The organism is Ruegeria sp. HKCCE4148 (assembly GCF_017872495.1).
Taxonomy (GTDB): domain Bacteria; phylum Pseudomonadota; class Alphaproteobacteria; order Rhodobacterales; family Rhodobacteraceae; genus Ruegeria.
Window position 1 is genome coordinate 84,642 of sequence record NZ_JAEDOS010000002.1, and the last position, 23,617, is coordinate 108,258.

The following is a 23,617-nucleotide window of genomic DNA, read 5'->3' on the forward strand; positions in this document are numbered from 1 at the left end:
GCTAATGATTCGGTTCAAACGAATCACCCATCCCTGCAGGAGCATTGAATGGCCGCCAAAGACACGACCGAAGATCGCAAATCCGAAGAGCAGGAACAGGAAATCTCGCTGGACATGAGCCAGGCCCAGGTCAAGAAGATGATCGCCGAGGCCCGCGAGAAAGGTTACATCACCTACGACCAGCTCAACCAGGTTCTGCCACCGGATCAGGTCAGCTCGGAACAGATCGAAGACGTAATGTCGATGCTGTCCGAGATGGGCATCAACATCATCGAAGATGAAGAGGCAGAAGAGGAAGAGAACAAGGGCTCGACCGAACTGACCACCACCGAAAGCAACCGTGAGGTTGCGTTGGCCGGGGCCGCCACCGAAAAACTGGATCGGACCGACGATCCCGTTCGCATGTATTTGCGCGAAATGGGATCGGTTGAACTGCTGAGCCGTGAAGGCGAGATTGCCATCGCTAAACGGATCGAAGCCGGCCGCAACACCATGATCGCTGGATTGTGCGAAAGTCCGTTGACGTTCCAGGCGATCACAATCTGGCATGACGAATTGCTGTCCGAAGACATTCTTCTACGCGACGTCATCGATCTGGAAACCACCTTTGGCAACCAGATGGACGAAGACGGCGATGTGGAAGAGCCTGTGGTCGACACGTCCGCTGTGCAGGCGGCCAAGCCTGCGAAAGATACCGGCCCCGAGCTGGATGCTGACGGCAACCCGCTGAACAATGACGACGATGACGACGACGATGATCAGGCCAACATGTCGCTGGCCGCGATGGAAGCGGCGTTGAAGGATCAGGTTCTGACCACGCTCGAACGCATTTCGACCGATTTCTCGATGTTGTCGGAAATGCAGGACAGCCGGATTTCAGCCACCCTGAACGAGGACGGCTCGTTTAGTAAAAAGGACGAAGAAACCTATCAGAAGCTGCGTGCCGAAATCGTTGAACTGGTGAATGGTCTTCACCTGCACAACAACCGGATCGAAGCGCTGATCGACCAGCTCTACGGTATCAACCGTCGAATCATGTCTCTGGACAGCGCGATGGTAAAATTGGCGGATCAGGCACGCATCAACCGTCGTGAGTTCATCGAAGCGTACCGGGGCCGCGAACTGGACCCGAACTGGCTGGCAGAGATGGCTGAAAAGCCGGGCCGTGGCTGGCAAATGTTCATCGAACGCTCGACCGCCAAGGTTGAAGAACTGCGCAACGACATGGCGCAGGTCGGTCAGTATGTTGGTCTCGATATCTCGGAATTCCGCCGCATCGTGCAGCAGGTTCAAAAGGGTGAGAAAGAAGCCCGTCAGGCCAAGAAAGAAATGGTCGAAGCCAACCTGCGTTTGGTGATCTCGATCGCCAAAAAGTACACGAACCGTGGCCTGCAATTCCTTGATCTTATTCAGGAAGGCAACATTGGCCTGATGAAAGCGGTGGACAAGTTCGAATACCGTCGCGGCTACAAGTTCTCGACCTATGCGACTTGGTGGATCCGTCAGGCGATCACGCGGTCTATCGCGGATCAGGCGCGGACGATCCGTATCCCGGTTCACATGATCGAAACGATCAATAAGCTGGTCCGCACGGGACGCCAGATGCTGCACGAAATCGGTCGCGAGCCGACGCCGGAAGAGTTGGCCGAAAAGCTGCAGATGCCGCTTGAGAAGGTTCGCAAGGTGATGAAGATCGCCAAGGAACCGATCTCATTGGAAACTCCGATTGGCGACGAGGAAGACAGCCAGTTGGGCGATTTCATCGAGGACAAGAATGCTGTGCTGCCGCTGGACAGCGCCATTCAAGAAAACCTCAAGGAAACCACGACACGGGTTCTGGCCTCGCTTACGCCGCGTGAGGAACGCGTTCTGCGGATGCGTTTTGGCATCGGTATGAACACCGATCACACCTTGGAAGAAGTGGGTCAGCAATTCAGCGTGACCCGCGAACGGATTCGTCAGATCGAGGCGAAGGCGCTGCGCAAGTTGAAGCACCCCAGCCGATCTCGAAAACTGCGGTCTTTCCTGGATCAGTAAGTCCAAAGGCGCCTCGTCCGAGGCGCCTTTTTTATTCGGTCTTCACGATGGCCTGTTCTCTTATCACATTGGCGGGAAATCACACGGGATGGGCGGCGTCCCTGTCTATATCTGTTTTGTCCACTCACGGGACGGGGGCCGGGGCGAGGCTTTCGGGCTTATGACCCCCGGTCTCACCGCTGAAGGGGATGTTCGACGCGGGTCTTGAAAGCGCTTGGTGGTTGGCCAGTCCAGCGTTTAAAGGCGGTCGAGAAGGCGGCCTGATCTGCGTACCCGAGTGAAAATGAAATCTCTGACAGAGTCATCCGGTTGGTCAGGAAGGTCTGGGCAAGATCACACCTGAGGTCGTCCACGATGTCGCGATAGCTTGTGCCTTCTTCTTTCAGGCGACGGCCAAAGGTTCTAAGGCTCATTCCGAGGTTCGAAGCTATGACCTCGGCCTGTGGGATTGTGCCGGGCAGGGATCGGGTGATTAGCCCTTCGGTCCGAGCACGGATCGAGTGTTCGGGTTTCTTGCGTTCCGCCAGTAGGCGCTCTGCGTATTCCAAAAGATGCTCGCGCAGTTTGGGATCATAAGTCGGAACCGGCAGATCCAGTGCCGAAAGGGGCAAAACAATCTCAATCTTTTCCGATCCAAAGACCACCGGAAAACCTGCAAGTTTTTCAAAGCTTTTGATATGATCCCCAACCTCATGCTGAAACCTTATCTCAATCGGGTTCAGGTTGATCTGAGTCAGGTTCCGCATTCTTGCGAGGGCGGCGAAGATCAGAAATTCGGTGCGCCGGTGATAGCGGGCAAAACCCGCATCTTTCCAATCGGCTTCCAAAGTAGCGAAATTCCCGGCGATACGCAGACTAAGCGCGATGGCCGGGTCGATGATGCCGTGAAAGCGCGAAAGGTTCTCCATCACCTGTTTCAGGTCGCGTGAATACTTGCTGATATAAGCCGTCACGGTCGAGGCGGATGTGACCTCAAGCCCGGTACGGGCCGCAAAGGTAATGTCTTTGGTCGCGTCACATGCGAAGCGGACGAACAGGGCCTCTGTCTGAATACTGCAGGTTTCAACCGGTGGGGCGACATCCTGCGGCCTGAGGCCGGTTCGCTTCAGGACAGCCTTAGACAACTCTCCGTTTCCACTGTGACGATCCAGCGCCTGAATAATGAAATGTAGACGGCCAACATCCACGTCCATCGCGCAACAATACCTTACGATTACAAAACAATAGACAGCATATCATAGAATTTCGAATGACACTTGGGATTTTGACGGTCGCGACATCATGTGATGGCAGAAACGCAAAAGAAACTGGCCAGATCGCACATGGGTTTTGCGGTGTGAACACCCAGATAAGCTGTGTTGCCGGGTCAGCACCTTTAGGGGATGAGGTCAGAGCCTTCGGAGAAATCACCACTCTCTGCTCAGCGCTCCCCGGCACGCCCTCCTTCACAGATGTCGCATTGTTCAGGAGCTACAGATTTGACACCCTGTGAGAATGGCGGTCTCACGAATGTTAACGATATGCCGGAAAGTGCTGTAAGTTCAAAAGTCTACGGTCAAAACTTGATTGTGTTTGATGGCCAGTGCGTGCTGTGTTCGGGTTTCTTCAGATTCATGCTCAGACATGATCGGTCGCGGTGCTTTCTGTTCGCAACTGCCCAATCCCCGCTTGGGCAGAAGCTCTATCAAGAGCTGGACCTGCGCACGCAAGACTTTGAAACCAACTTGGTGATCGTGGATGGAGTGGTCTATCAGCATCTGGATGCGTTTGCCGCAGCTATGCGTCAACATTCCCGGAATGTGGCGGCTGTTGTCACTGTGCCGTTTCTTGCCCAATGCGCTCAAAAACCCTGCGTATCGTCTGATCGCGCGAAACAGGTATAAACTGTTCGGAAAATCCAGCACTTGTCTGGTACCGGGGCCTGACATTTGGGCGCGATTTGTGAGCGATGGTTATTGATGATGAATGACCCGTTCTTGCAGGCATTGGGATCGGTCGAGTATTTACCCGCTGCGGTTCTTCGCCTGCACAGCACAGAAGGATTGTATTCCGGCCAATGTGATATCGAGCCAGGCAGAGGTGTGTTGGCGGCGGTTGCCACCTATCTGGCCGGATTTCCCCCTAGTGGAAAAGATGTTGCGGTCTCGGTTTCGATCCGCGACCGGGGCAAAGCAGTGTCCTGGGAGCGCGACTTTGGCGGGCATCGCACCACTTCGCACCTGACATACGATGAAAACCGGAAATGCGTTCGTGAAGACTTTGGTGCGATTTCGATTTGGTTGCGACCCGCTTGGCAGAACGATGCACTGCACATCGAAATTCATCGCTTGACCATCTTTGGTATTTTGATGCCCGCCTTTGCGTTGCCGCGCTCTCGCACGCGAGAATGGCAGGATGCACAAGGGCGATTCCGGTTTGATGTCTCAGCCCGGGCACCGGGTTTGGGATTGCTGATCCGGTATCGCGGGTGGCTCACGCCGGATCACACAATGCAGGGGGCTGGCTGAATTGGTCGTGAGGGGCACTGTGCAATGCAAGAAGCTGGACTAACCTATCTGGGACACACAATCAGGGAAGATTAACGATGAAAAAGTTATACACATTTGCCGCGTTGGCGACCGTTGCCTTTAGTGTTCCCATGGCCGCCGATGCTGCGCGGAACGGGTATCGTACTGAGCCGATCAACGCCACGGATTTCGAAGTTATACCGCGTGGGGATCAGCGCACAGAAGGCTATTGGTGTGCGGCTGCGGATTATGCGCGCCGGACCTTGGGGTTGGGTTGGCAAGACAGGATCTACGTGTTGCGCGGATACGGGCCCAGTGTCACCACCGGTCGCAGAACGGCAGTTCAGTTTTCGATCAAGCAACCTGAGACCGCCGAGGTGCAACCCAGCAGCTTTATTTCGTTCGGGTTTCAACCTGGCAACAGTGAATCTGTACAAGGTGCAAACTCACGGTGTAACTATCGGCCGTTCTTCAACGACTGATAAACCCACAGGATCGTCACGATGCAGACTGAATTCGTTGTGCACACCCAAGGCCCGGGGCTTTACGAATTCACGTCTGACATCCGGGAATGGGCGGATCAGTGGTCTGCCGATGGCGTTCTGACGCTGTTCGTTCGCCATACTTCGTGTTCCCTGCTGATCCAAGAAAACGCCGACCCCGAGGTTCAAACCGACCTTCAGGCGTTTTTCGAACGACTTGTGCCTGCGTCCGACCATCCGGCAATGTCTTACCTGCGGCACACATATGAAGGACCAGATGACATGCCTGCGCATATCAAGGCTGCACTTATGCCTGTGTCGTTGACGATCCCTGTGTCTCAAGGGCGGATGGTTCTTGGAACCTGGCAGGGGATTTACCTGTTTGAACACCGCACTGCACCTCATCAAAGACGTGTCGCCGCGCATCTGGCCTGACCCTTTATCTAGCGGTTGAAAATTCCGACTACCCAAATCCTAGCGGCTGCCCTATAGTTGTGGATAAGTAAGCCGCAGCGCTTACAAAAAGAGGCCGAACAAGGGACGAGGAGACGGCGGATGCGCTGCCCGTTTTGCGGAAATATCGACACTCAGGTAAAAGACTCACGCCCGGCAGAGGACCACGTGGCTATCCGCCGACGCCGGTTTTGCCCGGCCTGTGGAGGGCGGTTCACAACGTACGAGCGTGTGCAACTGCGAGATCTGGTGGTCATTAAAACCAACGGCAAGCGCGAGGATTTCGACCGCGACAAGCTGGAGCGTTCGATCCGCATCTCGATGCAGAAACGGCCTGTTGATCCGGAACGGATCGATCAGATGATCTCGGGCATCGTGCGTCGGCTGGAAAGCATGGGCGACACTGATATTCCGTCAAACAAGATCGGTGAGATCGTCATGGAAGCTCTGGCGCGGATCGATACCGTCGCCTATGTTCGCTTTGCGAGTGTGTATAAGAATTTCCAGGCGGCCGATGATTTCGAGGAGTTTGTCCACGAACTGCGCCCGCCGCAGCCTCCGACGGACGAGTGAACGAAACAGATAAGCGATTTATGGCGCTGGCCCTGTCATTGGGGCGGCGCGGCCAAGGGACGTGCTGGCCGAACCCAGCTGTGGGCTGTGTCATCGTGCGCGATGGCCGGATCATCGGGCGCGGTTGGACCCAACCGGGGGGGCGTCCGCATGCCGAGACCGAGGCGTTGGCCCAAGCCGGACAGGCCGCGCGTGGCGCTACCGTCTATGTAACATTAGAACCCTGCGCGCATCACGGCAAAACGCCGCCCTGCGCCGAAGCTTTGATTGCAGCCGGCGTCGCCCGCGTTGTGGCCGCCGTGGAAGACAGCGACCCGAGGGTGGCAGGGCAGGGCTTTGCCATGTTGCGCGAGGCTGGAATCGAGGTCGAAACAGGCGTTCTGGCAGAACAGGCGGAGCAGGATCTGGAAGGTTTTTTCTTAAAGACCGAACAGGGACGGCCGTTTGTGACCCTCAAACTGGCCAGCAGTTTTGATGGTCGGATCGCTACCTCAACCGGACACAGTCAATGGATCACCGGACCTAAGGCGCGGCGTGTCGTGCACGCGATGCGCGCCCGCCACGATGCGGTGATGGTAGGGGCAGGGACGGCGCGTGCCGATGATCCCTCGCTGACAGTGCGAGACCTGGGTGTCGCGCATCAGCCGGTGCGCGTGGTGGTGTCGCGTCACATGGACATCTCTTTGATGGGGCAGTTGGCACGCACTGCAGCGAAAACACCGGTATGGCTCTGTCATGCCCATCATCCTGATCCAGAGCGTGCACGCGCTTGGGAGGGTCTTGGCGCAAAACTTATCCCGTGCGCCTTGAAAGATCATCATATTGACGCGCTGGATCTGCTTCAGCAATTGGGGCAGGCCGGCCTGACAAGCGTATTCTGCGAAGGCGGGGCGGCTCTTGCGGCTTCGCTTTTGGCCGAGGATCTGGTGGACGAACTGGTGGGCTTCACCGCTGGGGTGACCATCGGAGCCGACGGGCTTTCGGCCGTTGGATCTCTGGAACTTAAGACACTGGACGAAGCACCAAGGTTCGAGCTGATTGAAACGCAGGTTGTGGGCGGGGATATCCTGCACTGCTGGCGCAAACCCTCGCTGTAGGATTAACGCCACAAATGCGCGTGGGTCGCAAACGCGCCCTGAAGTTTCGACAGCACTCGATTTACCGGCCCAGTGGGCACAGAATTCCCTTGGGCAAGACGCTCTACCGCCACTTCCACCGGACAGGGCTGGCCTGTGACGGGATCGAAGTAGCGGGGATAGTCGATCAGGGTTGCATGTACCAACCCCGTCAACGACGGTCTCGCACCGCGCCGAACTGGAACCGCCCCTAGATCGGTGGTCAGGCCCCAACCGGCATAGAACGGTGCGCCGAGGGTTGTAACCTTTACCCCGCGCAACAAAGCCTCGAACCCCAGAAGCGATGTCATTGTCCAGACTTCTTGGACATGGGGCAGAAGCGAGGCGGGATCTGTGTCAGCGACGACTATGTCGGCCAACGTCGCGGCGTCGATCCTGCCTTCGCGCAGCCCGGCTTCAACATCGGGGTGCGGCTTGTAGATCAGGATTGCGTTTGGATTGGCGTTGCGGGCAGCTTTCAGCAGATCCAAATTGCTGCGCACCGTGCTGGTGCCCAGCAGGACCGAGGCATCATCCTCAACCTGTCCCGGCACTAAAATACGATGCCCTTCGGGCAGGGCGGAGGCGGGCTGGCCCATATTGTATTTGCTCAATCCCTCTGCCAACAACCGCTGTATCAGGCGCTCGGCCCGCAATTCCTGATCCGGGCGCAGAGTTTCACGTCGACTGATCAGGTCTTCTAACTGGCTAGGTTTTGTCGGATCGTAGTAAATGCCGATTTCATCCGTCACCAACGAGAGTGGAGGGACAAGTTCTGCCCCCAAGCCACGCGACCTCAGAAACCCGTCTTCGACCCGCACCGCACCATCGGTGTCGCGTGCCTGATTGGCCCAGACCATATGTGGGCGCTCTGCAGTTTCGGGCTGTGCCGCTGTAAATCGCAGCTTTGCGTGCTGCCCGAATATCTGCTGCAGATGCTTGCGTTTCCACAGCCGCATACCAGAGGCGGTCCATCCGTTCCGGTCCTGCCGCCACGCGCGGGTTTGCGCTTCGAGCGTGTCCAGCACTGTTTCAAGTTCGCATAGTTTATCCCGAAAAGGATCGTACCATGTGGGGTACAGCAGCATAGCTGCAGCGAAAAGCTGAGCGCGGGTCAGGTTGCGTTGGCGGCGCGTAATTGGGTTCTCATCCTGTGTCAGGCCCCAGCCAGCGTAGAATGGCTGACCGAACACACGTGGTTTATGACCGGCCAGGATAGCTTCGAACCCCAGTTGTGAGGACACAGTATAAACGGCAACAGCACCTTCCAGCAGGGGCCAGGGGCTGATCGGGTCGCTGAACATCGAAACGCTGTCTGAAAGCTCCTGATCCGTGAAATGCCCTTGGCGATAACCCGCCTGTGTTTCCGGGTGTGTTTTGATCAGGATACGCGCACCGGGGTTTTCCTCTTGTGCGACAAACAGCATTTCAAGGAACCGCGCCCGGTCCGCGCCGCTGGCTGTAACCGCAGCGTCGCCCACCGTTTGATCGACGACCAGAACATATCCGGGGTCCGGAGGGGTCGAGGCCAGATCAAAGGCGGAATATTTGCTGAGATGCAGTTCTTTGATCCGTTCGATTGCAGCGCGCGCGCGATTCAGCAGGGCGGTGTCGTCCAACGGCTCATTGATCAGAGTCTTTTCAAGGTCCGATGGGGCTGACGCGTCGAAATGCAGCCCCGAGCGATCTATGAATAAGCCCAGGGGGCTCTCTCCCTCGCGTCCCGGGTGCAACGATCTGAGGAATGCATCTTCGATCCGTACAACCGGCGCGTCGTGTTTTTCGGCGACCGTTAGGCCGCGATGTGCAGTTGGGCTGTCGCCCCAAACCCCTACGCAATCACCGCTTTTGGGAATGCCCAAACGAACATCAAAGCCAGCAAGGGACAAGATCCGCTTCAGGCGCTTTTGCGTCAAAAAGCCACCATTATAGACAAACAGCCGGGTACGGCTGTCCCCGGCTGAGCTGTCCTCGTCGGGGATCATGCATCAGTTTCCGGTCAGTGTGGCAACGTTGGCAATAGGTGTCAGGCCGCCCGCGATAAGTGAGATCGATTTGCTCCACTGTGCGTATGGCGCTTCGGTCACATAGATTGTGTCGTCGTCGCGGATCACGAAATCCCGCGCGATGAACAGGCCGTTGGGTGCTGTCAGATTCAGCAGATAAATCATGCGTTGGTCGCCCTTCAGGTCCGCACGGCCGGTGATGCTGCGAGCCACGCTCTCGCGTTCTTTGCGCAGGATGAAGATACCTGTCGGATCCGAGGATAGCGTCAGCAATCCACCTACTTGGGCAAGTGCTTCAAGGGCAGAAAGGTCCTGGCTTTCAAAGGCCACGCGGGACTGGCCGCCTGTAGCGCCAAGCGCGATATAGGACCGGCTGTCTTCTTCCACCAGGATGCGATCGCCACCGCGAAGGGCCACATCAAGCTTGGGATTCCGATACAGGTCTTCGTACCAGACAGTGCCCCTTTGTCCGCCACGGATCAGTGTCACCAATGCAATGTCAGACGCCACCGAGACGCCCCCCGCCTGAGACAACATGCCCAACAAAGAGCGGGTCGGCCGTTGGATCGCGTATATGCCCGGTGCGTTTACTGTGCCGGTCAACGATACAGTGGACCCGTCGCCTGCAGCGCGCCGCACTTCGACCTGTGGATCCGGTGTCTGTTCCTGCAATTTGTTTGTGATCAGAACGCGCAATTGTTCCGGTGTGTTTCCGGCAGCCCGTAAGCGACCTGCATAGGGAACAAAGATGAAGCCTTCGCTATCAACCTGCACCTCTTCCAGCGCCGTTGCCGCGCCAGTTTCGGTGGTCAAAAGGCCGTCATCAACGTTTTCCCAAATGGTCAGGCTCAGAACATCACCGGGGCGAACCGTATCAGCGGTCAAGGTCTGGGCACTGCTGAACGAAGGGGAAAAGCCGAATTGTGGGATCGCGGATGTGGCACGTGTCACTCGATCATCGACCTCGACAACAAACGCGTTGCCACCGTTCTGCACAGCACCTGCCAGGATTTCGGTTTTGTTCGGTCCGGATTTCGGAAGCTGGCACGCGGCCATCAGGCCGATTGCGGCCACAAGGGAAACCCCCCGCATCCAACGCATAGGAGAGATCTTCACTGCCGGTGTCCTCAGTCTTTTTGTACTTGTGCGCAGCCTATCCGGTCAGACGCTCAACTTCCAGTCACAGCACGCCCTTGTCCTTCAACGATTTTCAACTGTGGCGTCCGCGCCGCGTTCTTGTCGAGGATCATCTGATATGGATCATTCGCACTCAGCATCATGTCTACAGCACGCCGCAGAACCTGCCGTCGACCACGACGGGAATAGAAACCGCCTGGCACCTGACTGGTTTCCAGAAGGAACTGTCGATAACACCGATATGCCTCGCTGTCGGGATGTTCAGGCGCTGCAAAAAAGGCAGCAATAGGCTGCTGAGACACGAATTCGGGTTTGTCGTAAACGGACCGTCCGAAAATCCGCAGTGGAATACCACGCCAAAGAACCTGCTGCCCGGCAGTTGAGTTCACGGTCACGGCTGAATTCGCCTCATCCAGAAGCTTGGCCAGTTTTCCGCCGGGGACATAGTGAACCCTTTCTTGAATACTGTGCCTTCTGGCGCATGCCATTGCGTGGCGGCGCAATGGTTCGCGGTGGTTTTCCAAAGGATGCTCCTTGATGACCAGCCTGTGATGTGCAGGCGCGCCCTGCGCAAAGCCCTCGATCACCTGATCCAGAAATTCGCACATGCCAGAATAGTTGGAATGTGCCCGGACCGAGCTGTCATGTCCCAATTGCAGCAGGACCAGGTGGTACGGATGACCACGCCACCTGACACGGGCTGTCGCAATACTGCGGCGAAGTCTGTGAAAAGGCATCAAAATCAGTCGCTTGAAGTAAAGCCTGAACTCAGTTGACACAGGCAGTTCCCGATGTCGCCGGAAGTTGCGATATCGCCCGTTCATGAACATGACGAACCAGTGGTAAAGGGCGCCATAGAAAATGTGCTGCCGCATGTCCCCCCAATGTGATGGTGGCGGGGGTGTTTTGTTGTCCGCGTCTTCCAATGCTAGCCGCATCTGATTTGTGCCCAGCGACATGAGGTGCGAGTTCCCGTTTGATCCGTTCCGCTCATACGTCACCCACCAAGGACGCAGATAGCCTTCCTCAAACACATGAACGATTGCCCCGTGCGCCCTGGCAACATGAACCGCTTGCGCGTGAACTGGCCGTGTATCCCCATAGAGGACTATGTCCGTGATGCCCTTTTCCGCGATGATCCCGGCAAGCGTTTCAGGCCAGGTCTCGGCTGCGTCGAGGAATGGAACATAGCTTGCCTTATCGGCCCAGAACGCTTGGTCACCAGCGTTGAACCCGACGCGCCAGACCTGAGCCCCAGTGGAACGCAGCATTTTTCCCAATGCGGAAAAAAACGGCCCATGTGGTCCCTGAAGAAATAGGAATACGCGATCTTTTGGATCTAAGGGCGTATGCTGCATTTGGACTGCTCGTTTGGCTTTATTGTCGAAACTATGCCCGTTTGGGCAAGGCGCGGCAAGGCAGGGCTTGCTCGCGCGGTCTGATAGGCTTACCTCGGCGGTGAGACTAGGACAGCGTAGAGACTGAGGGTTAACGGAATGTTTACAGGGATCGTTACCGACATGGGCACCGTCACCGAACTGGAGCAGAAGGGAGACCTGCGCGCCCGTATCAAAACAGCCTATGATACGTCCGGTATTGATATCGGGGCTTCAATTGCCAGTGATGGCGTTTGCCTGACAGTGATCGCACTGGGGGATGATTGGTATGATGTTCAGATCAGCGCTGAAACCGTGTCGAAAACCAACCTGGATACGTGGACTGTTGGCAAACGCGTCAATCTTGAACGTGCGCTAAAGGTTGGCGACGAATTGGGTGGCCATATCGTATCCGGTCACGTGGATGGCGTGGCCGAGGTGGTTGCCGTCGAAGACGAAGGCGACAGCACCCGTGTGACTCTGCGCGCGCCCAAAGACTTGGCGCGGTTTATCGCCCCAAAGGGGTCAGTGGCACTGAACGGAACCTCTCTGACGGTCAACGATGTGAAAGACTGCGATTTTGGTATCAACTTCATTCCGCACACCAAAGAGGTGACCACCTGGGGCGACGTTCGTGTTGGCGATCGTGTCAACCTTGAGATCGATACGCTGGCCCGTTACGTCGCGCGTTTGGCCGAGATGTCCTGATACGTCGCGTCGCGCCCGATCTGCGCCGTTTGCAGGCTGGCCTTTGGGGCCTGAGTGGTCTATTCCGCCGTGCAAACATGCCATCTGAAAGGCTGCCCCATGAGCTTTGAAACCCCCGGTCCGGTTGAGGCCCAGCTGCGCGATGCGATCAGCCCGATCGAAGACATCATCGAAGAAGCGCGCGCAGGCCGGATGTATATCCTCGTCGACCACGAAGATCGTGAGAACGAAGGTGATCTGGTCATTGCCGCTGAATTCGCCGATGCCGAGGCAATCAACTTCATGGCGACCCATGGGCGCGGCCTGATCTGTCTACCGATGACAGCGGAACGCGTGGATGCGCTGGGGCTGCCGATGATGGCCGTCAACAACTCGTCCCGGCACGAGACGGCCTTCACCGTATCGATTGAAGCGCGCGAAGGTGTCAGTACCGGAATTTCCGCTGCTGATCGTGCGCTGACCGTGGCTACCGCGATCAATGAGCAGAACACAATGGCGCACATCGCGACGCCTGGCCATATCTTCCCATTGCGGGCCAAGCGGGGTGGGGTGCTGGTGCGTGCGGGCCATACAGAGGCTGCCGTTGATATCTCGCGTCTGGCAGGGTTGAACCCGTCCGGGGTGATCTGCGAGATCATGAAGCCCGACGGCACCATGGCGCGTCTGCCTGATCTGGTTGAATTCGCTCAAGAGCACGACATGAAAATCGGCACGATCAGTGATCTGATCAGCTATCGCTCGCGCAATGACAATCTGGTGGTGGAAACTTCGCGTCAGACCGTCACGTCAGAATATGGCGGCGATTGGGAAATGCGGATATTCACCGATCAGACCCACGGCATCGAACACGTGGTCATGATAAAGGGCGACATCTCGACGCCTGAGCCGGTTTTGACCCGCACGCACGCGCTGCACGAAGCGCCGGATATCCTGGGTCTCGGGCCGAAATCTTCGCGCGAATTGCCGCGTGCGATGGAAAAGATCGCCGAAGAGGGGCGCGGTGTCGTCTGCCTGTTCCGGCAACCACGCAACTCACTTTACGCTATTGACGATGATGGCCCGCGAACCATCAAGCAGACCGGGCTGGGCGCGCAGATCCTGTCCAAAATGGGTATTCAGGACCTGGTGCTGCTGACCGACTCGCCTGAAACCGTGTATCTGGGGCTCGACGCCTTTGGTTTGTCCATCGTGGGCACCCGCTCGATTTTGAAGGAAGACTGATCATGGCTGAACAAGACAAGCATGGCATCCTGCCGACGCCCAGTTTCGACAAGCCGGTGAAGCTGTTGATCGTGGCGGCCCCGTTCTATCGCGCGATTGCCGACAATCTGATCGCCGGTGCCAAGGCCGAGATCGATGCCGCAGGCGGCACCTGCGAGGTTGTTGAAGTTCCGGGCGCGCTGGAGATCCCCACCGCCATCGCCATGGCCGACCGTCAGTGCAATTTCGACGGCTATGTCGCCCTGGGCTGCGTCATTCGTGGTGAGACCACGCATTATGAGACCGTCTGCAACGACTCGAGCCGCGCCATCCAGCTGATGGGTCTGCAGGGCCTGTGTATCGGCAACGGTATTCTGACGGTCGAGAATGATGAACAGGCCGAAGTCCGGGCTAACCCCGAAAAGATGAATAAAGGTGGCGGGGCGGCCGCTGCGGCCTTGCATCTGATCGCACTCAGCCGTAAGTGGGGCTCTTCCAAAAAGGGCGTTGGCTTCAAGCCGCCGTCCGAGTCCATCCTTGTGGCGGGCGACAACAACGGACCCACGACAGCATGACCCAGACAGACGCGCCGAAACCGGCCAACCAGAAACGCCTGATGAAATCCGCCGCCCGGCTTTATGCTGTGCAGGCGCTGTTCCAGATGGAGCAGTCGGGTCAGACAACTGAACAGGTTGTTAACGAGTTTCTGGATCACCGTTTTGGCGCCGTCTATGAGGGCGAAGAAATGCTGGATGGCGATATCAGCGTGTTCCGATCGCTGGTCGACAACGCGGTGAACTATCAGGCGCCGATCGATCAGATGACCGACCGCGCTCTGGTCGCAAAATGGCCGATCTCGCGCATCGATCCGACCCTGCGGGCGCTGTTCCGCGCGGCTGGGGCAGAGCTGACCCAAAGCGACACGCCACCCAAAGTGGTCATCACCGAGTTCGTTGACGTTGCGCGCGCTTTCTTCCCCGAAGGCAAAGAGCCCAAATTCGTCAACGCCGTGTTGGACCATATGGCACGCGAGGCTCAGCCCGAGGCGTTCTGACGCCTTTACCGTCGCCCTCCAAGCGCTAGACTTCTGATATCAGCGCAAGGAGAGATGCGATGCCGAAACTGATCCGTCTGTATATCACTCAAGTCGCTTGGGGTTTTGTTATCTCGGCAGTGTTTGTCGGGGTTCTATTGGCGTTGAACGTGGCGAACTTGCGCAACCTGATCACGGGCTCGGAAATCGGTCTGATCGCGCTGATCATGATCTGGTTCATGAACGGTATCGTCTTTGCCGGGGTACAATTCGCCTACAAGATCATGAGCATGGCCGAAAAGCCCGGTGGTCCACGGCGTGGATCGCCTGTCGTGCATAGCTTCAAGCCTGCACTTGCCAAGCAGGAAGCCCGCGCAGAGCGCTGAAATTCAGGGGAAATTGCGGCGGGACCACCAGTCAACCGTGCGGTGTGATTCCCGAGGACCTGTATGTACAGGTGGGCGCCAGGTAATCAGGCCAGGACCTGAACAGAGCCAGCCCCCTCGGAATTGCTTAAGGCCACCAGAATGCTACCTGTCACAAGAAGGGCAGAACCCGCCACGCGTTTAACTAGGGTGTCTGGCGGGTTCGCACAAGGGGTCAGGCATCAACAGTTTCGTGCAAAGCCACGCGCATCTTGCCAAAGTGTTCGTCCCACCCTTTGTCCAAGGCCAGGATCAGTCCGAAGGCATCAGTACCCTGCGGCAAGCCTTCGTGCCGCAGATCAAGACGCGTTCCACCTGCCACAGGCTCCAAGGTCCATTTCACGGTGCTTACAGCATCGCCCATGGGTTTCACTGTGAACGTGTATTCAAGATACTTGGGAGGTTTAGCGACGCGAACTTCGCCCCAGATCAGCAAGTCTCCACTTGTGGTGCCAAACATCTCAAGCTTTTGACCTTCGACCAACGGCCGTTCCGGTTTGTGAAACCATTCTGCCAAATGGTCAGGGTCCGTAAGATAAGCCCATACGGTTTCCGGTTCGGCCCTGAGGAATATTGATTTCTTCAATACAGAATCGGTCATTTTGATTTCCTTTCAACAGCTTCCTTGAGAGAGTTGAGGCGGTCGTCCCAGAACTGGTCAAAATAGCTGAGCCAATCCAGAACAGGGGCCATCCCCAGTGGTTCAAGTCGATTAATGCGTTCCCGACCGCGCACTTCGACCGAGATCAAGCCACCGTCAGAAAGAACAGTCAGGTGTTTCTTGACCGCAGCTCGGGTCATGTCGAACCGGTCGGTCAATTGCCCGATTGTCATGTCCTGAACTGCAAGCAGTTGCACGATGTCCCTGCGAGTTGGATCAGCCAGCGCACGAAACGCGTTTTGAGTTTGGTTTTCCATAAGCACCCTCAAATGAGATACCATTTGGTATCATATTAATGCAGTACCAAAAGGTATCATGTCAAGTCTGAAGGGGTGCTTTACTTTTGTTCACTAATTGTTCACATTTGAGAAATGGTTTTGGATTTGCAGCCTGGACAAAAACTGGCGCGGGGTGTCGCGCGACACCTTGCGACGCATGGTTTTGTATCTGTTGAGGAATTTGTCCCGGCACGCGGTTTGCGCGTCGATGTGATGGGGTTAGGCCCCAAGGGTGAGCTTTGGGTGATCGAATGCAAATCCAGCCGGGCCGATTATCAGTCAGATTCGAAATGGCAGGGCTATTTGGAGTGGTGTGATCGGTTTTTCTGGGCTGTCGACACTGATTTTCCGGTCGATCTTTTGCCCGCGGAAACCGGTTTGATCATCGCCGACGCATATGACGCAGAAATTGTGCGCATGTCGCCCGAAGACAAATTGGCCCCTGCACGGCGGAAGAAGATGATCCAGAAGTTTGCAACAGATGCGGCACGTCGTCTGCACGCGTTGCGCGATCCGCGGCTTTAGCGTCAGCCTTTGACGGCCAGAGCGGCTTGGACAGCCGCGCGGATTTCATCGGCAATTTCTTCGGCTTCTTCCGGGTCGAAATCCATCGGAATTTCCACACCGTCTGCTTCGATGAACAAGCGTACCATACCCTGATCGGTTGGGCCGATTTGCAGATTCGCCTGAATGTCGCGTTCGGTATTGATGCCCATCTGTGCCTCCGAGACTGAGCATTCCTGCTAGCGCGCACGGGGTTGAGAATCAAGTCACCTTTGCGGTCAGATAAATCATGGATGATGTTACACTCAGAACCTTTCAACCTGACGACGCCGCCTGGCTGGTCGAACAGCACGGTAGGCTCTATGCGCGTGATGAAGGGTTTGACGACAGTTTCGCGCCTTTGGTGGCACGTATCCTTGACGAGTTCATCGCATCCCACGATCCCACCCGCGAAAGAGGCTGGATTGCAGAGCAGGGCAGGCAACGGCTGGGCAGCATTTTTTGTGTAGGTCTGGATCAGCACACGGCAAAACTGCGCTTGTTTCTGCTTGTCCCCGAGGCACGCGGTCATGGGGTGGGCAAGCGGCTGCTGAAAGCCTGCACAGGCTTTGCAAGGAACGCAGGATATCAGGAAATGGTTCTGTGGACCCACGAAAGCCACAGGGCGGCATGTTCGCTTTACAAGGCGTTTGGGTGGGAACTGACAGACAGCAAACCGGTGCATTCCTTTGGGGTCGATCTTGTCGAACAAAGCTGGAAATTTCGGCTTTAATCCTCTTGCATTCCCCCGGCGCGTTCGGTAAATCGCCCCTCACGAGTGCCGCCTTAGCTCAGTTGGTTAGAGCGCTGGATTGTGGATCCAGAGGTCCCCTGTTCAAGCCAGGGAGGCGGTACCACTTCTCTCAAAACAGGTTTGTTTTTCACGCGACTGCACGCGTTGCGCCATTCGAATGGCTTTGAAAGTTGATGCGATGCGCGCGCTGAAGATCAGCGCGCGAGGTTCAGTTTGAAACGCATCTTGGTTTGCCTGGCAGCTGGAAGATGTCGGTTCAAGCGCTTGTTGATCACGCCAAACCCCCAGACGATTACCAGTGTCAGCAAGATGAAATAGAAGGCCAGGATCGGATAGGGAACGAATGGATTGAACGTCTTGTCGGCAAAGTAGCTGGCGTAATACAGCGCGTCTCCGCGTTGTTGCCAGGCTGGGAAGGCCGAGAAGAAAACAAGGGTCGTTGCGTGGAACAGAAAGATCGCCTCGTTCGTGTAAGCCGGCCATGCCAGGCGCAGCATGGTGGGCCAGACGATCCGGCGGAAGCGAGCCCAACCTGTCATGCCATAAGCATCAGCAGCCTCGATATCGCCTTTGGGAATGGATCTGAGCGCACCATAGAAAATCTCGCCCGAATAGGCAGCGGTGTTCAGGAACAGCACGATCAGCGCCCCCAACCAGGCTGAGGTGAAGGCATCAAACATCGGGTAGGATTTCTTCAGCGATAGGAAGAAGAAATAGGCAAAGAAGAACTGGATAAACAAGGGCGAACCGCGGAACAGGAAGATGAACCATTCCGAAGGTTTGCGTAGCCACTTGTTTGTCGAGGCTTTGCCGACGGCCAGGGCGGTGGCCAGAAAGAACCCGGTGGCCAGTGCCATGATCCCGAAATACACATTCCAGATCATACCTGACCCGATCAGTGTAAACTGCTCGCACAGGGTGAAATCGTTCTTGGGCAGCAGACGCTCGCCAATGCCAAGAGAACGGAGGCCATAGTCCTGAATGGTCTGCAAGCAGCTCATGCCGTGGTCTCCTTGCGTAGCAGTTCACCGCCCGAGGTGGCCTGTCCGTGCGACAGCTTGCGCATCAGTTTTTCCAATCCAATCTCGGATACGCGGGTCATACCCAGATAGAAGATGAGCAGGAACAGGAAGTACCACATCCGCCAGTCTCCGTGCGGGTACTGGGTGAATCTGGAGGTTTTGGTGCCACCAAGCTCGCGCGCCCAATAGACGATATCCTCGATCCCCAGCAGGAACAGAAGCGGCGTCGCCTTGATCAGTACCATCCACAGGTTCGACAGGCCGGGCAGGGCATAGACCCACATCTGCGGCACAAGGATGCGCCAGAAAGTCTGACGACGGGTCATGCCATAAGCTTCGGCTGTTTCCAGTTGTGCGTGCGGTACTGCCCGCATGCCGCCAAACAGAACGTTTGCGGCAAAGGCTCCGAAAACGATTGAGAAAGTGATGATTGCCAGAAAGAACCCATAGGTTTCGTGCACCCATTCCGGCGCTGTTCCCAATGGCAGCTTGGCCGCCTGACACACGATGAAGTCATTTCCCTGACGGATCGGGTCGGTCCATTCGGGGCACAGGATTTTATGCCGCGTCCATTCGAACGCCTGATCCAGGGCAATGACAAAAAACAGGAAGAATGCGATGTCGGGGACGCCGCGCACAATGGCGATGTACCCTTTTCCCAGCCAGCTTAGTGGTGGGAAATGCGACCGGGCTGCCATTGCACCCATAAAGCCAAACGCCAACGCAACAGGCGCGGTCACGGCCAGCAATCCCAATACTTTGAGGAAAGATAAGTAGAAGGACCAGTGGACACCGTTGGTCAGGTAACAAGAAAACCAACGGAATGTTCCGAGCGTGTCTGGATCAGCGCAAAAGGAAAACATGTAGCGTCTTTCGAACGTCGTGCCCGCGTTGCTGACGGGCCAGGTTCGGCGCGACAAACGCGCCGAACCGCTTGATACGGATTAGTTTGTAACGACCGAACCGTCAGCGTTGTAGGTCGGCACGCCTTCGCCGAACCACTTGACGATCAGTTCGTTCAGCGAACCGTCTGCTTTCATCGAAGTGATTGCTTCGTCGAACTTGCCACGCAGTTCGCCATCCGATTCACGGATGCCCAGGCCAATACCGCCGCCCAGCGGGACGTCATCGCCTACGAAAACCAGCTCACCGCCCGATTCTTCGACGATCGGCACCAGAAAGTCCTTGTCAGCAAAGACCGCATCGGCTTCACCGTTACGCACGGCTGCGATCGTTTCTTCCGGGGTTGCGAATTCAACCAACGTCGCGCCGGATTCGGCTACGTGACCGGCCTGAATAGTTGCGGTTTGCGCGGCGACGATACCGCCGGCAACATCAACGCCTTCCGCTGCACCGACATAGGCCGAAGCCGCAGGCGGGAAGTAGTTCTGGGTGAAATCGATGACCTCGTCACGTTCGTCGGTGATCGACATGCCGGCGATGATAGTGTCGTAGTTGCCCGACACCAGGTTTGGAATGATCGAATCCCAATCGTTCTTAACCCACTCACACTCCAGGTTTGCGCGTTTGCACAGCTCGTCGCCAACCTCACGCTCGAAACCGTCGATCTCACCGGCGTCGTTGATGAAGTTATACGGAGGGTAGGCGCCCTCGGTGCCCATGCGGACGGTGTCGGCCATGGCGATACCGGCAGTCAGCGCCAGTGCTGCGGTGGACAGAATCAGTTTTTTCATTGGTTACTCCCCAGTTTGGTTCTGTATTTGAAGTTAAGCCGCCTGAGTGGCGGAGAGAAAGCCCCGAAGCCGTTCGGATTCGGGTGACGTAAAGATATCTTCGGGCGTGCCTTCTTCCTCGATCAGACCTTGGTGCAGAAACACCACGTGGCTTGAGATGTCGGCAGCCATTTTCATGTCATGGGTCACGATGATCATGGTACGCCCTTCGGCGGCCAGATCCTTGATCACCTTGATGACCTCTTGTTCAAGCTCGGGGTCCAGTGCCGAGGTCGGTTCGTCAAACAGCAGCGCTTCGGGTTCCATACACAGACCACGCGCAATGGCGGCACGCTGTTGCTGACCGCCGGACAACTGGGCGGGGTAGACGTCGCATTTGTCCCCGATGCCGACCTTTTCCAGATATTTGCGCGCACTGTCTTCCACTTCGGCCCGGTCACGGCCCAGAACGGTCACGGGGGCCTCCATCACGTTTTGCAGGATGGTCATATGCGCCCATAGATTAAACTGCTGAAAAACCATCGACAGGTTTGTGCGAATGCGCATGACTTGTTTGGGGTCGGCAGGGCGACGCGCATGGCCTTCACCGGACCATTTGACAGGTTCGCCCTTGAACAGAATCTCTCCCTGCTGGCTGTCTTCCAAAAGGTTGCAGCAGCGCAGGAGCGTTGATTTTCCCGATCCCGATGAGCCGATCAGCGAAACTACGTCGCCACGATGAGCTGTAATATCCACCCCCTTCAACACCTCGAGATTACCGAAGCTTTTGTGAAGGTTTTTGATTTCGATGACGGGAGCGGTTTCTGTCACGGGCAGTCCAGTGGTTGGTGGTGTTGGTGCGGTACTAGGACCGAAAAAATAGGTCAATGCAATGCGCAAATGACAGAATCAAGACCTCAAACGCCCAAAATGACTAAATGCGTTCGACAATTTGGTCAGCTGTTCGAAAGTAAGGCGTTTGGGGTCGGAGGGTTGGGAACAGCCAGGTAATCCGAAGCCTGAATGTCCACTAGGCCCCTCAGGGACAGTTGTTGCCGATCCGTGTCCTCTAGACCTTCAATGGCTGCGCGCACGGCAAGCGCGATTTGCGCAGCGTTTTGCCCTTGTGCGGTAATGTAGGGCAAAGTTGGGGTTGGCACGGTCCTCGTCACCTCTTGCAGGCGGTCATTCTGGTCGGTGTATTCCTGCAGCAGATGCCATGTCAGCGCATCCAAAGCGGCAAAGTCTGCTTTCCCCTCGGCCACGGCTTGCGCAGAAAGCGCGTGCCCGCCCGTCTCCAAAACTGCGGCGGGGCGCAGGTTCAACTGTGCCAAATGCGTGATTGGGGCCGCCCAACCGGACTGAGACACAGCCTCGTTATAGGCAAAGGTACCTTGTGTCAGATCTGTGAGGTCGCGGGTATCATCCCGACGTTTGACAAAAACCGAGTTGTAATGGCCAGCCGGGCAATCTGGCAGGCCATAATCTGGCGTTCCAACCAATTGCACATGACCATGCAGTCGGGTCCGGTACGGCATTCCGCATGTCTGAGCCAGAATCAGATTCGGATCTTGCCAGACCCCCCACATGTCCTGATCTCTGGTCAGGTGATCTGGGCCATAACCCAGATGATTGCGGATCAAGGTCCAGAACCGGTCATTGGCAGCTTGAAGCGCAGGCATGTCATACATGCCAAGCATTGCGATCACGATTTTGCAGCCCTTTGGCGCGCCAAGGCCGAATCCACGTCGCTTACACCCAACAGGCTGACCACGAGACGCAGCAGAGAGTCTTCTTCGCCAGTGCGATGACCGTCAGCAAGCGCTACGGACCACAGGGCCTGGACCACGGCCAGCCGGTCCTCATAGGCGACAGCCTCTTTGATGGCACGGGTAAAGCGGACCGTGTCGGGGGCTTCTGCTTCCAAATCCTCGGCCTGCGCGCGCAGTGCGGCGCTTTCGAACGGAGACAAGCCATAGCGTTCCGCAGAAATACGGTCGATGCGCGCCATCTCGGAATCGGAATAGTCGTTGTCGGAACGGGCCAGACGCACCAGCAAGGCGGTCAATGCAAGGCGGGCGTCGTCGTCAACAAGCGGGTCGGGTTGAGGCTGCGTGAGCCTGGAAAGAAAGTCGCTGAACATGGGCTAGATATAGCGAGCGCCTAACTCACATCCAAGCGGCTTTGTACGCGTTCGCGTGCGGCCTTGCTGTCATTAAAGCTCAAACCCATGGCGACGCGGGCTTCTTCGACGATCTTCATCTCGCCTTCATCCGTGCTGCCATCGGCCAAAACAACTTCCCACAAAGCATCGAGCGCGGCCAGGCGCTCTTTCAGGTCCGTCGTCTCCCGGATCAGCTTACCAAAAGTGTCGGTTTCGGGCGCAGCGGCATGAAGCTTTTCGCAAGTTGCCCGAACTTTTGCCGCCTCGATCGCATTATGCTGGTAAAGACGGGCTAGAATCTTGTCGATCAGGCTGATCTCCTCCAGTTTGTAATCCCGATCCGCCTGCGCCACACGCACCATGAGCGCGCCCAGGGCAAGCTCGGCATCCGGGTCGGGCAGGTGTTCATGTTGAGGCGGCCTGAGCGCCTGAAAGAATTTTTTCAACATAAAGTCAGGTTATTCCATATTTTGTGGTCCGCCAAGCGAAGGCTACCTGCCATAGGTCTGAATGGTCACAAGATTGCCGATTGATCGCGTGTCCCTCGGAGCCGGTATCCACAGCTTGCAGTGTTCAACCGTAAGGTGAAGAAAACTACTTCGGAAGGCAATACTACCGAATTGGGCGCGGTTAGCCCTGATAGTTCAAAGCGGCCTGCGCCTGCTCGGTCAGCCACGTGATCATCTGACGGTAGGGCACCGGCCCATAGCTGACACGCGCCACGCCCAATTCGGCCAGTTTGGACGTTTCAGGTGTGCCGGGCAGGGCAATGATATTGACGGGCAGGTTGGTCGCCTCGCAAAGCTGGCCAATCATTGTTTCGTCTTTCAGGCCCGGCGCGAAAAATCCACTGGCGCCCGCCGTTTCATAGGCCGCGGCCCGCGCAATGGCATCCTGCAGCATAGCCTGGTCATGCGTGTCAGCCGGTGTCTTGAGGAAGAGATCGGTGCGCGCGTTGACATACGCGGGGATGCCTGCACTTTCACAGGCTTTGCGCATGGCTTCAACACGCTTGGCCTGAACCGCCATGTCATAAAGGCCCTCGCCACCGATGACCTGATCTTCGAAGTTGAACCCGACTACGCCGCATTCCAGCGCACGTTTCACGTTTTCCGCGACCCCCTGCAAAGTTTCCGCATAGGCCCCTTCAAAGTCCAGTGTCACCGGCAGATCGACGGCTGAGACAATGCGGCGGGCATTATCCAAAGCAGCCTCAAGGGGGATGTTCTGCCCGTCACTGAACCCTTGAGCCATGGCAACCGGTGCGCTTCCGGTCGCAATGGCCTGTGCGCCCGCATCCCGAACTGCGCCTGCGCTGCCTGCGTCCCAGATGTTGAAAAGGATGACCGGATCGCCTTTTTTGTGAAGGCTGGTGAAGGTTTTAGCGTTCTGGATCTGATCGGTCATCGGAACTCTCCTGTTGTGGTCTGTGCAACAGTTAGTCAGTTGAAGAGGACTGGAATAGAGTTT

Annotated in this window: 30 protein-coding genes and 1 tRNA gene; 16 read left to right on the forward strand and 15 right to left on the reverse strand. The window is 56.7% G+C overall.

The window, feature by feature from the left end; genetic code table 11:
- The first annotated feature begins 48 nt into the window (after window positions 1-48).
- Window positions 49-2,037: an RNA polymerase sigma factor RpoD gene (gene rpoD / locus I9187_RS05575; protein ID WP_171174868.1), complete on the forward strand. Its 1,989-nt coding sequence runs from the start codon at window positions 49-51 to the stop codon at window positions 2,035-2,037.
- Between the two features lie 173 nt (window positions 2,038-2,210).
- Here rpoD and I9187_RS05580 read toward each other — a convergent pair whose 3' ends face one another.
- Window positions 2,211-3,230, reverse strand: a complete 1,020-nt coding sequence (locus I9187_RS05580; RefSeq protein WP_171174866.1) for an AraC family transcriptional regulator — start codon at window positions 3,228-3,230, stop codon at window positions 2,211-2,213.
- 420 nt (window positions 3,231-3,650) lie between these two features.
- On the opposite strand from I9187_RS05580, the gene I9187_RS21880 reads away from it, so the two are divergent.
- From I9187_RS21880 to ribD, 7 genes are all read left to right on the forward strand, one after another.
- A complete protein-coding gene (locus tag I9187_RS21880; protein WP_245223142.1) occupies window positions 3,651-3,920 on the forward strand; it encodes a DCC1-like thiol-disulfide oxidoreductase family protein in 270 nt (89 codons plus the stop codon).
- The gene (locus I9187_RS22075; RefSeq protein WP_253282750.1) at window positions 3,865-3,996 is read left to right on the forward strand and encodes a hypothetical protein; all 132 of its coding nucleotides are present in this window, start codon (window positions 3,865-3,867) and stop codon (window positions 3,994-3,996) included. Before I9187_RS21880 ends, I9187_RS22075 begins: the two co-directional genes overlap by 56 nt.
- A gap of 2 nt (window positions 3,997-3,998) precedes the next feature.
- A complete protein-coding gene (locus I9187_RS05590; RefSeq protein WP_171174864.1) occupies window positions 3,999-4,544 on the forward strand; it encodes a DUF4166 domain-containing protein in 546 nt (181 codons plus the stop codon).
- Window positions 4,545-4,621: 77 nt separating this feature from the next.
- Window positions 4,622-5,026: a hypothetical protein gene (locus tag I9187_RS05595; protein ID WP_171174862.1), complete on the forward strand. Its 405-nt coding sequence runs from the start codon at window positions 4,622-4,624 to the stop codon at window positions 5,024-5,026.
- Between the two features lie 21 nt (window positions 5,027-5,047).
- Window positions 5,048-5,461, forward strand: coding sequence for a secondary thiamine-phosphate synthase enzyme YjbQ (locus tag I9187_RS05600; RefSeq protein ID WP_171727535.1), 414 nt, complete (start codon window positions 5,048-5,050; stop codon window positions 5,459-5,461).
- 120 nt (window positions 5,462-5,581) lie between these two features.
- Window positions 5,582-6,052: a transcriptional regulator NrdR gene (gene nrdR, locus I9187_RS05605; RefSeq protein WP_050602693.1), complete on the forward strand. Its 471-nt coding sequence runs from the start codon at window positions 5,582-5,584 to the stop codon at window positions 6,050-6,052.
- Window positions 6,049-7,149, forward strand: a complete 1,101-nt coding sequence (gene ribD / locus I9187_RS05610; protein ID WP_171174858.1) for a bifunctional diaminohydroxyphosphoribosylaminopyrimidine deaminase/5-amino-6-(5-phosphoribosylamino)uracil reductase RibD — start codon at window positions 6,049-6,051, stop codon at window positions 7,147-7,149. The genes nrdR and ribD overlap by 4 nt, the downstream gene beginning before the upstream one ends.
- A 2-nt stretch (window positions 7,150-7,151) precedes the next feature.
- On the opposite strand, the gene I9187_RS05615 is transcribed toward ribD, so the two are convergent.
- Genes I9187_RS05615 through I9187_RS05625 form a run of 3 tightly spaced genes read right to left on the reverse strand, consistent with a single transcriptional unit; the run spans window position 7,152 to window position 11,668 of the window.
- Entirely contained in the window at window positions 7,152-9,152 is a 2,001-nt protein-coding gene (locus I9187_RS05615; RefSeq protein ID WP_209509215.1) for a capsular polysaccharide biosynthesis protein, read from the reverse strand.
- Between the two features lie 3 nt (window positions 9,153-9,155).
- Window positions 9,156-10,289 carry a polysaccharide biosynthesis/export family protein gene (locus I9187_RS05620; protein WP_348540074.1) on the reverse strand — a complete coding sequence of 378 codons (1,134 nt, stop codon included), beginning with the start codon at window positions 10,287-10,289 and terminating at the stop codon, window positions 9,156-9,158.
- 53 nt (window positions 10,290-10,342) lie between these two features.
- A complete protein-coding gene (locus I9187_RS05625) occupies window positions 10,343-11,668 on the reverse strand; it encodes a capsular biosynthesis protein (RefSeq protein WP_171174854.1) in 1,326 nt (441 codons plus the stop codon).
- A gap of 138 nt (window positions 11,669-11,806) precedes the next feature.
- Here I9187_RS05625 and I9187_RS05630 point away from each other — a divergent pair, with 138 nt between their 5' ends.
- The 5 genes from I9187_RS05630 (at window position 11,807) to I9187_RS05650 (ending at window position 15,013) form a co-directional block, all read left to right on the forward strand.
- A complete protein-coding gene (locus tag I9187_RS05630) occupies window positions 11,807-12,394 on the forward strand; it encodes a riboflavin synthase (protein ID WP_171174852.1) in 588 nt (195 codons plus the stop codon).
- A 99-nt stretch (window positions 12,395-12,493) separates the two neighbouring features.
- Complete coding sequence (gene ribB, locus I9187_RS05635; protein ID WP_171174850.1) at window positions 12,494-13,615, forward strand: 3,4-dihydroxy-2-butanone-4-phosphate synthase; 1,122 nt, start codon at window positions 12,494-12,496, stop codon at window positions 13,613-13,615.
- Window positions 13,616-13,617: 2 nt separating this feature from the next.
- Window positions 13,618-14,169 (forward strand): 6,7-dimethyl-8-ribityllumazine synthase, encoded by a 552-nt coding sequence (locus tag I9187_RS05640; protein ID WP_171174848.1) that lies wholly within the window; start codon window positions 13,618-13,620, stop codon window positions 14,167-14,169.
- Complete coding sequence (nusB, locus tag I9187_RS05645; RefSeq protein WP_171174846.1) at window positions 14,166-14,648, forward strand: transcription antitermination factor NusB; 483 nt, start codon at window positions 14,166-14,168, stop codon at window positions 14,646-14,648. Before I9187_RS05640 ends, nusB begins: the two co-directional genes overlap by 4 nt.
- 59 nt (window positions 14,649-14,707) lie before the next feature.
- Entirely contained in the window at window positions 14,708-15,013 is a 306-nt protein-coding gene (locus I9187_RS05650) for a hypothetical protein (RefSeq protein WP_171237349.1), read from the forward strand.
- A 214-nt stretch (window positions 15,014-15,227) separates the two neighbouring features.
- On the opposite strand, the gene I9187_RS05655 is transcribed toward I9187_RS05650, so the two are convergent.
- Window positions 15,228-15,653 (reverse strand): SRPBCC domain-containing protein, encoded by a 426-nt coding sequence (locus I9187_RS05655; RefSeq protein WP_171174841.1) that lies wholly within the window; start codon window positions 15,651-15,653, stop codon window positions 15,228-15,230.
- Window positions 15,650-15,970 (reverse strand): metalloregulator ArsR/SmtB family transcription factor, encoded by a 321-nt coding sequence (locus I9187_RS05660; protein ID WP_171174839.1) that lies wholly within the window; start codon window positions 15,968-15,970, stop codon window positions 15,650-15,652. The genes I9187_RS05655 and I9187_RS05660 overlap by 4 nt, the downstream gene beginning before the upstream one ends.
- A gap of 114 nt (window positions 15,971-16,084) precedes the next feature.
- Here I9187_RS05660 and I9187_RS05665 point away from each other — a divergent pair, with 114 nt between their 5' ends.
- On the forward strand, window positions 16,085-16,516 hold the full coding sequence (locus I9187_RS05665) for an MmcB family DNA repair protein (RefSeq protein WP_171174837.1): 432 nt from the start codon (window positions 16,085-16,087) through the stop codon (window positions 16,514-16,516).
- Between the two features lie 2 nt (window positions 16,517-16,518).
- Here the strand turns inward: I9187_RS05665 and I9187_RS05670 are convergent, their stop codons facing one another.
- Window positions 16,519-16,707, reverse strand: a complete 189-nt coding sequence (locus I9187_RS05670) for a DUF6324 family protein (protein WP_171089264.1) — start codon at window positions 16,705-16,707, stop codon at window positions 16,519-16,521.
- A 77-nt stretch (window positions 16,708-16,784) separates the two neighbouring features.
- Between I9187_RS05670 and I9187_RS05675 the strand changes: the two genes are divergently transcribed.
- Window positions 16,785-17,267 (forward strand): GNAT family N-acetyltransferase, encoded by a 483-nt coding sequence (locus I9187_RS05675; protein ID WP_171174835.1) that lies wholly within the window; start codon window positions 16,785-16,787, stop codon window positions 17,265-17,267.
- A 47-nt stretch (window positions 17,268-17,314) separates the two neighbouring features.
- A tRNA-His gene (locus I9187_RS05680) sits at window positions 17,315-17,391 on the forward strand.
- Window positions 17,392-17,482: 91 nt separating this feature from the next.
- On the opposite strand, the gene I9187_RS05685 is transcribed toward I9187_RS05680, so the two are convergent.
- The 8 genes from I9187_RS05685 to I9187_RS05720 all read right to left on the reverse strand — a co-directional run bounded on the left by I9187_RS05685 (window position 17,483) and on the right by I9187_RS05720 (window position 23,554).
- Complete coding sequence (locus tag I9187_RS05685) at window positions 17,483-18,289, reverse strand: ABC transporter permease subunit (RefSeq protein WP_171174820.1); 807 nt, start codon at window positions 18,287-18,289, stop codon at window positions 17,483-17,485.
- Window positions 18,286-19,173 carry an ABC transporter permease subunit gene (locus I9187_RS05690; protein ID WP_171089270.1) on the reverse strand — a complete coding sequence of 296 codons (888 nt, stop codon included), beginning with the start codon at window positions 19,171-19,173 and terminating at the stop codon, window positions 18,286-18,288. Before I9187_RS05690 ends, I9187_RS05685 begins: the two co-directional genes overlap by 4 nt.
- A gap of 81 nt (window positions 19,174-19,254) precedes the next feature.
- Window positions 19,255-20,004, reverse strand: a complete 750-nt coding sequence (locus I9187_RS05695) for a transporter substrate-binding domain-containing protein (RefSeq protein WP_171174818.1) — start codon at window positions 20,002-20,004, stop codon at window positions 19,255-19,257.
- Between the two features lie 33 nt (window positions 20,005-20,037).
- Window positions 20,038-20,814, reverse strand: a complete 777-nt coding sequence (locus I9187_RS05700; RefSeq protein ID WP_171174816.1) for an ATP-binding cassette domain-containing protein — start codon at window positions 20,812-20,814, stop codon at window positions 20,038-20,040.
- A 125-nt stretch (window positions 20,815-20,939) separates the two neighbouring features.
- Window positions 20,940-21,692 (reverse strand): PhnD/SsuA/transferrin family substrate-binding protein, encoded by a 753-nt coding sequence (locus tag I9187_RS05705; protein ID WP_171174814.1) that lies wholly within the window; start codon window positions 21,690-21,692, stop codon window positions 20,940-20,942.
- On the reverse strand, window positions 21,689-22,126 hold the full coding sequence (locus I9187_RS05710) for a TerB family tellurite resistance protein (protein ID WP_171234005.1): 438 nt from the start codon (window positions 22,124-22,126) through the stop codon (window positions 21,689-21,691). The genes I9187_RS05705 and I9187_RS05710 overlap by 4 nt, the downstream gene beginning before the upstream one ends.
- 20 nt (window positions 22,127-22,146) lie before the next feature.
- Window positions 22,147-22,596: a TerB family tellurite resistance protein gene (locus tag I9187_RS05715; protein WP_171174809.1), complete on the reverse strand. Its 450-nt coding sequence runs from the start codon at window positions 22,594-22,596 to the stop codon at window positions 22,147-22,149.
- A 181-nt stretch (window positions 22,597-22,777) separates the two neighbouring features.
- Window positions 22,778-23,554 (reverse strand): isocitrate lyase/phosphoenolpyruvate mutase family protein, encoded by a 777-nt coding sequence (locus I9187_RS05720; RefSeq protein WP_171174807.1) that lies wholly within the window; start codon window positions 23,552-23,554, stop codon window positions 22,778-22,780.
- Window positions 23,555-23,617 lie beyond the last annotated feature (63 nt).

What these genes read in the sequence shown, in the direction of transcription:
- rpoD (WP_171174868.1), top strand. Translation starts at nt 49, where the DNA reads ATGGCCGCCAAAGACACGACCGAAGATCGCAAATCCGAAGAGCAGGAA.
- I9187_RS05580 (WP_171174866.1), bottom strand. Translation starts at nt 3,230, where the DNA reads ATGGACGTGGATGTTGGCCGTCTACATTTCATTATTCAGGCGCTGGAT.
- I9187_RS21880 (WP_245223142.1), top strand. Translation starts at nt 3,651, where the DNA reads ATGCTCAGACATGATCGGTCGCGGTGCTTTCTGTTCGCAACTGCCCAA.
- I9187_RS05590 (WP_171174864.1), top strand. Translation starts at nt 3,999, where the DNA reads ATGAATGACCCGTTCTTGCAGGCATTGGGATCGGTCGAGTATTTACCC.
- I9187_RS05595 (WP_171174862.1), top strand. Translation starts at nt 4,622, where the DNA reads ATGAAAAAGTTATACACATTTGCCGCGTTGGCGACCGTTGCCTTTAGT.
- I9187_RS05600 (WP_171727535.1), top strand. Translation starts at nt 5,048, where the DNA reads ATGCAGACTGAATTCGTTGTGCACACCCAAGGCCCGGGGCTTTACGAA.
- nrdR (WP_050602693.1), top strand. Translation starts at nt 5,582, where the DNA reads ATGCGCTGCCCGTTTTGCGGAAATATCGACACTCAGGTAAAAGACTCA.
- I9187_RS05615 (WP_209509215.1), bottom strand. Translation starts at nt 9,152, where the DNA reads ATGATCCCCGACGAGGACAGCTCAGCCGGGGACAGCCGTACCCGGCTG.
- I9187_RS05625 (WP_171174854.1), bottom strand. Translation starts at nt 11,668, where the DNA reads ATGCAGCATACGCCCTTAGATCCAAAAGATCGCGTATTCCTATTTCTT.
- I9187_RS05630 (WP_171174852.1), top strand. Translation starts at nt 11,807, where the DNA reads ATGTTTACAGGGATCGTTACCGACATGGGCACCGTCACCGAACTGGAG.
- ribB (WP_171174850.1), top strand. Translation starts at nt 12,494, where the DNA reads ATGAGCTTTGAAACCCCCGGTCCGGTTGAGGCCCAGCTGCGCGATGCG.
- I9187_RS05640 (WP_171174848.1), top strand. Translation starts at nt 13,618, where the DNA reads ATGGCTGAACAAGACAAGCATGGCATCCTGCCGACGCCCAGTTTCGAC.
- nusB (WP_171174846.1), top strand. Translation starts at nt 14,166, where the DNA reads ATGACCCAGACAGACGCGCCGAAACCGGCCAACCAGAAACGCCTGATG.
- I9187_RS05650 (WP_171237349.1), top strand. Translation starts at nt 14,708, where the DNA reads ATGCCGAAACTGATCCGTCTGTATATCACTCAAGTCGCTTGGGGTTTT.
- I9187_RS05655 (WP_171174841.1), bottom strand. Translation starts at nt 15,653, where the DNA reads ATGACCGATTCTGTATTGAAGAAATCAATATTCCTCAGGGCCGAACCG.
- I9187_RS05660 (WP_171174839.1), bottom strand. Translation starts at nt 15,970, where the DNA reads ATGGAAAACCAAACTCAAAACGCGTTTCGTGCGCTGGCTGATCCAACT.
- I9187_RS05665 (WP_171174837.1), top strand. Translation starts at nt 16,085, where the DNA reads ATGGTTTTGGATTTGCAGCCTGGACAAAAACTGGCGCGGGGTGTCGCG.
- I9187_RS05670 (WP_171089264.1), bottom strand. Translation starts at nt 16,707, where the DNA reads ATGGGCATCAATACCGAACGCGACATTCAGGCGAATCTGCAAATCGGC.
- I9187_RS05675 (WP_171174835.1), top strand. Translation starts at nt 16,785, where the DNA reads ATGGATGATGTTACACTCAGAACCTTTCAACCTGACGACGCCGCCTGG.
- I9187_RS05685 (WP_171174820.1), bottom strand. Translation starts at nt 18,289, where the DNA reads ATGAGCTGCTTGCAGACCATTCAGGACTATGGCCTCCGTTCTCTTGGC.
- I9187_RS05690 (WP_171089270.1), bottom strand. Translation starts at nt 19,173, where the DNA reads ATGTTTTCCTTTTGCGCTGATCCAGACACGCTCGGAACATTCCGTTGG.
- I9187_RS05695 (WP_171174818.1), bottom strand. Translation starts at nt 20,004, where the DNA reads ATGAAAAAACTGATTCTGTCCACCGCAGCACTGGCGCTGACTGCCGGT.
- I9187_RS05710 (WP_171234005.1), bottom strand. Translation starts at nt 22,126, where the DNA reads ATGTTCAGCGACTTTCTTTCCAGGCTCACGCAGCCTCAACCCGACCCG.
- I9187_RS05715 (WP_171174809.1), bottom strand. Translation starts at nt 22,596, where the DNA reads ATGTTGAAAAAATTCTTTCAGGCGCTCAGGCCGCCTCAACATGAACAC.
- I9187_RS05720 (WP_171174807.1), bottom strand. Translation starts at nt 23,554, where the DNA reads ATGACCGATCAGATCCAGAACGCTAAAACCTTCACCAGCCTTCACAAA.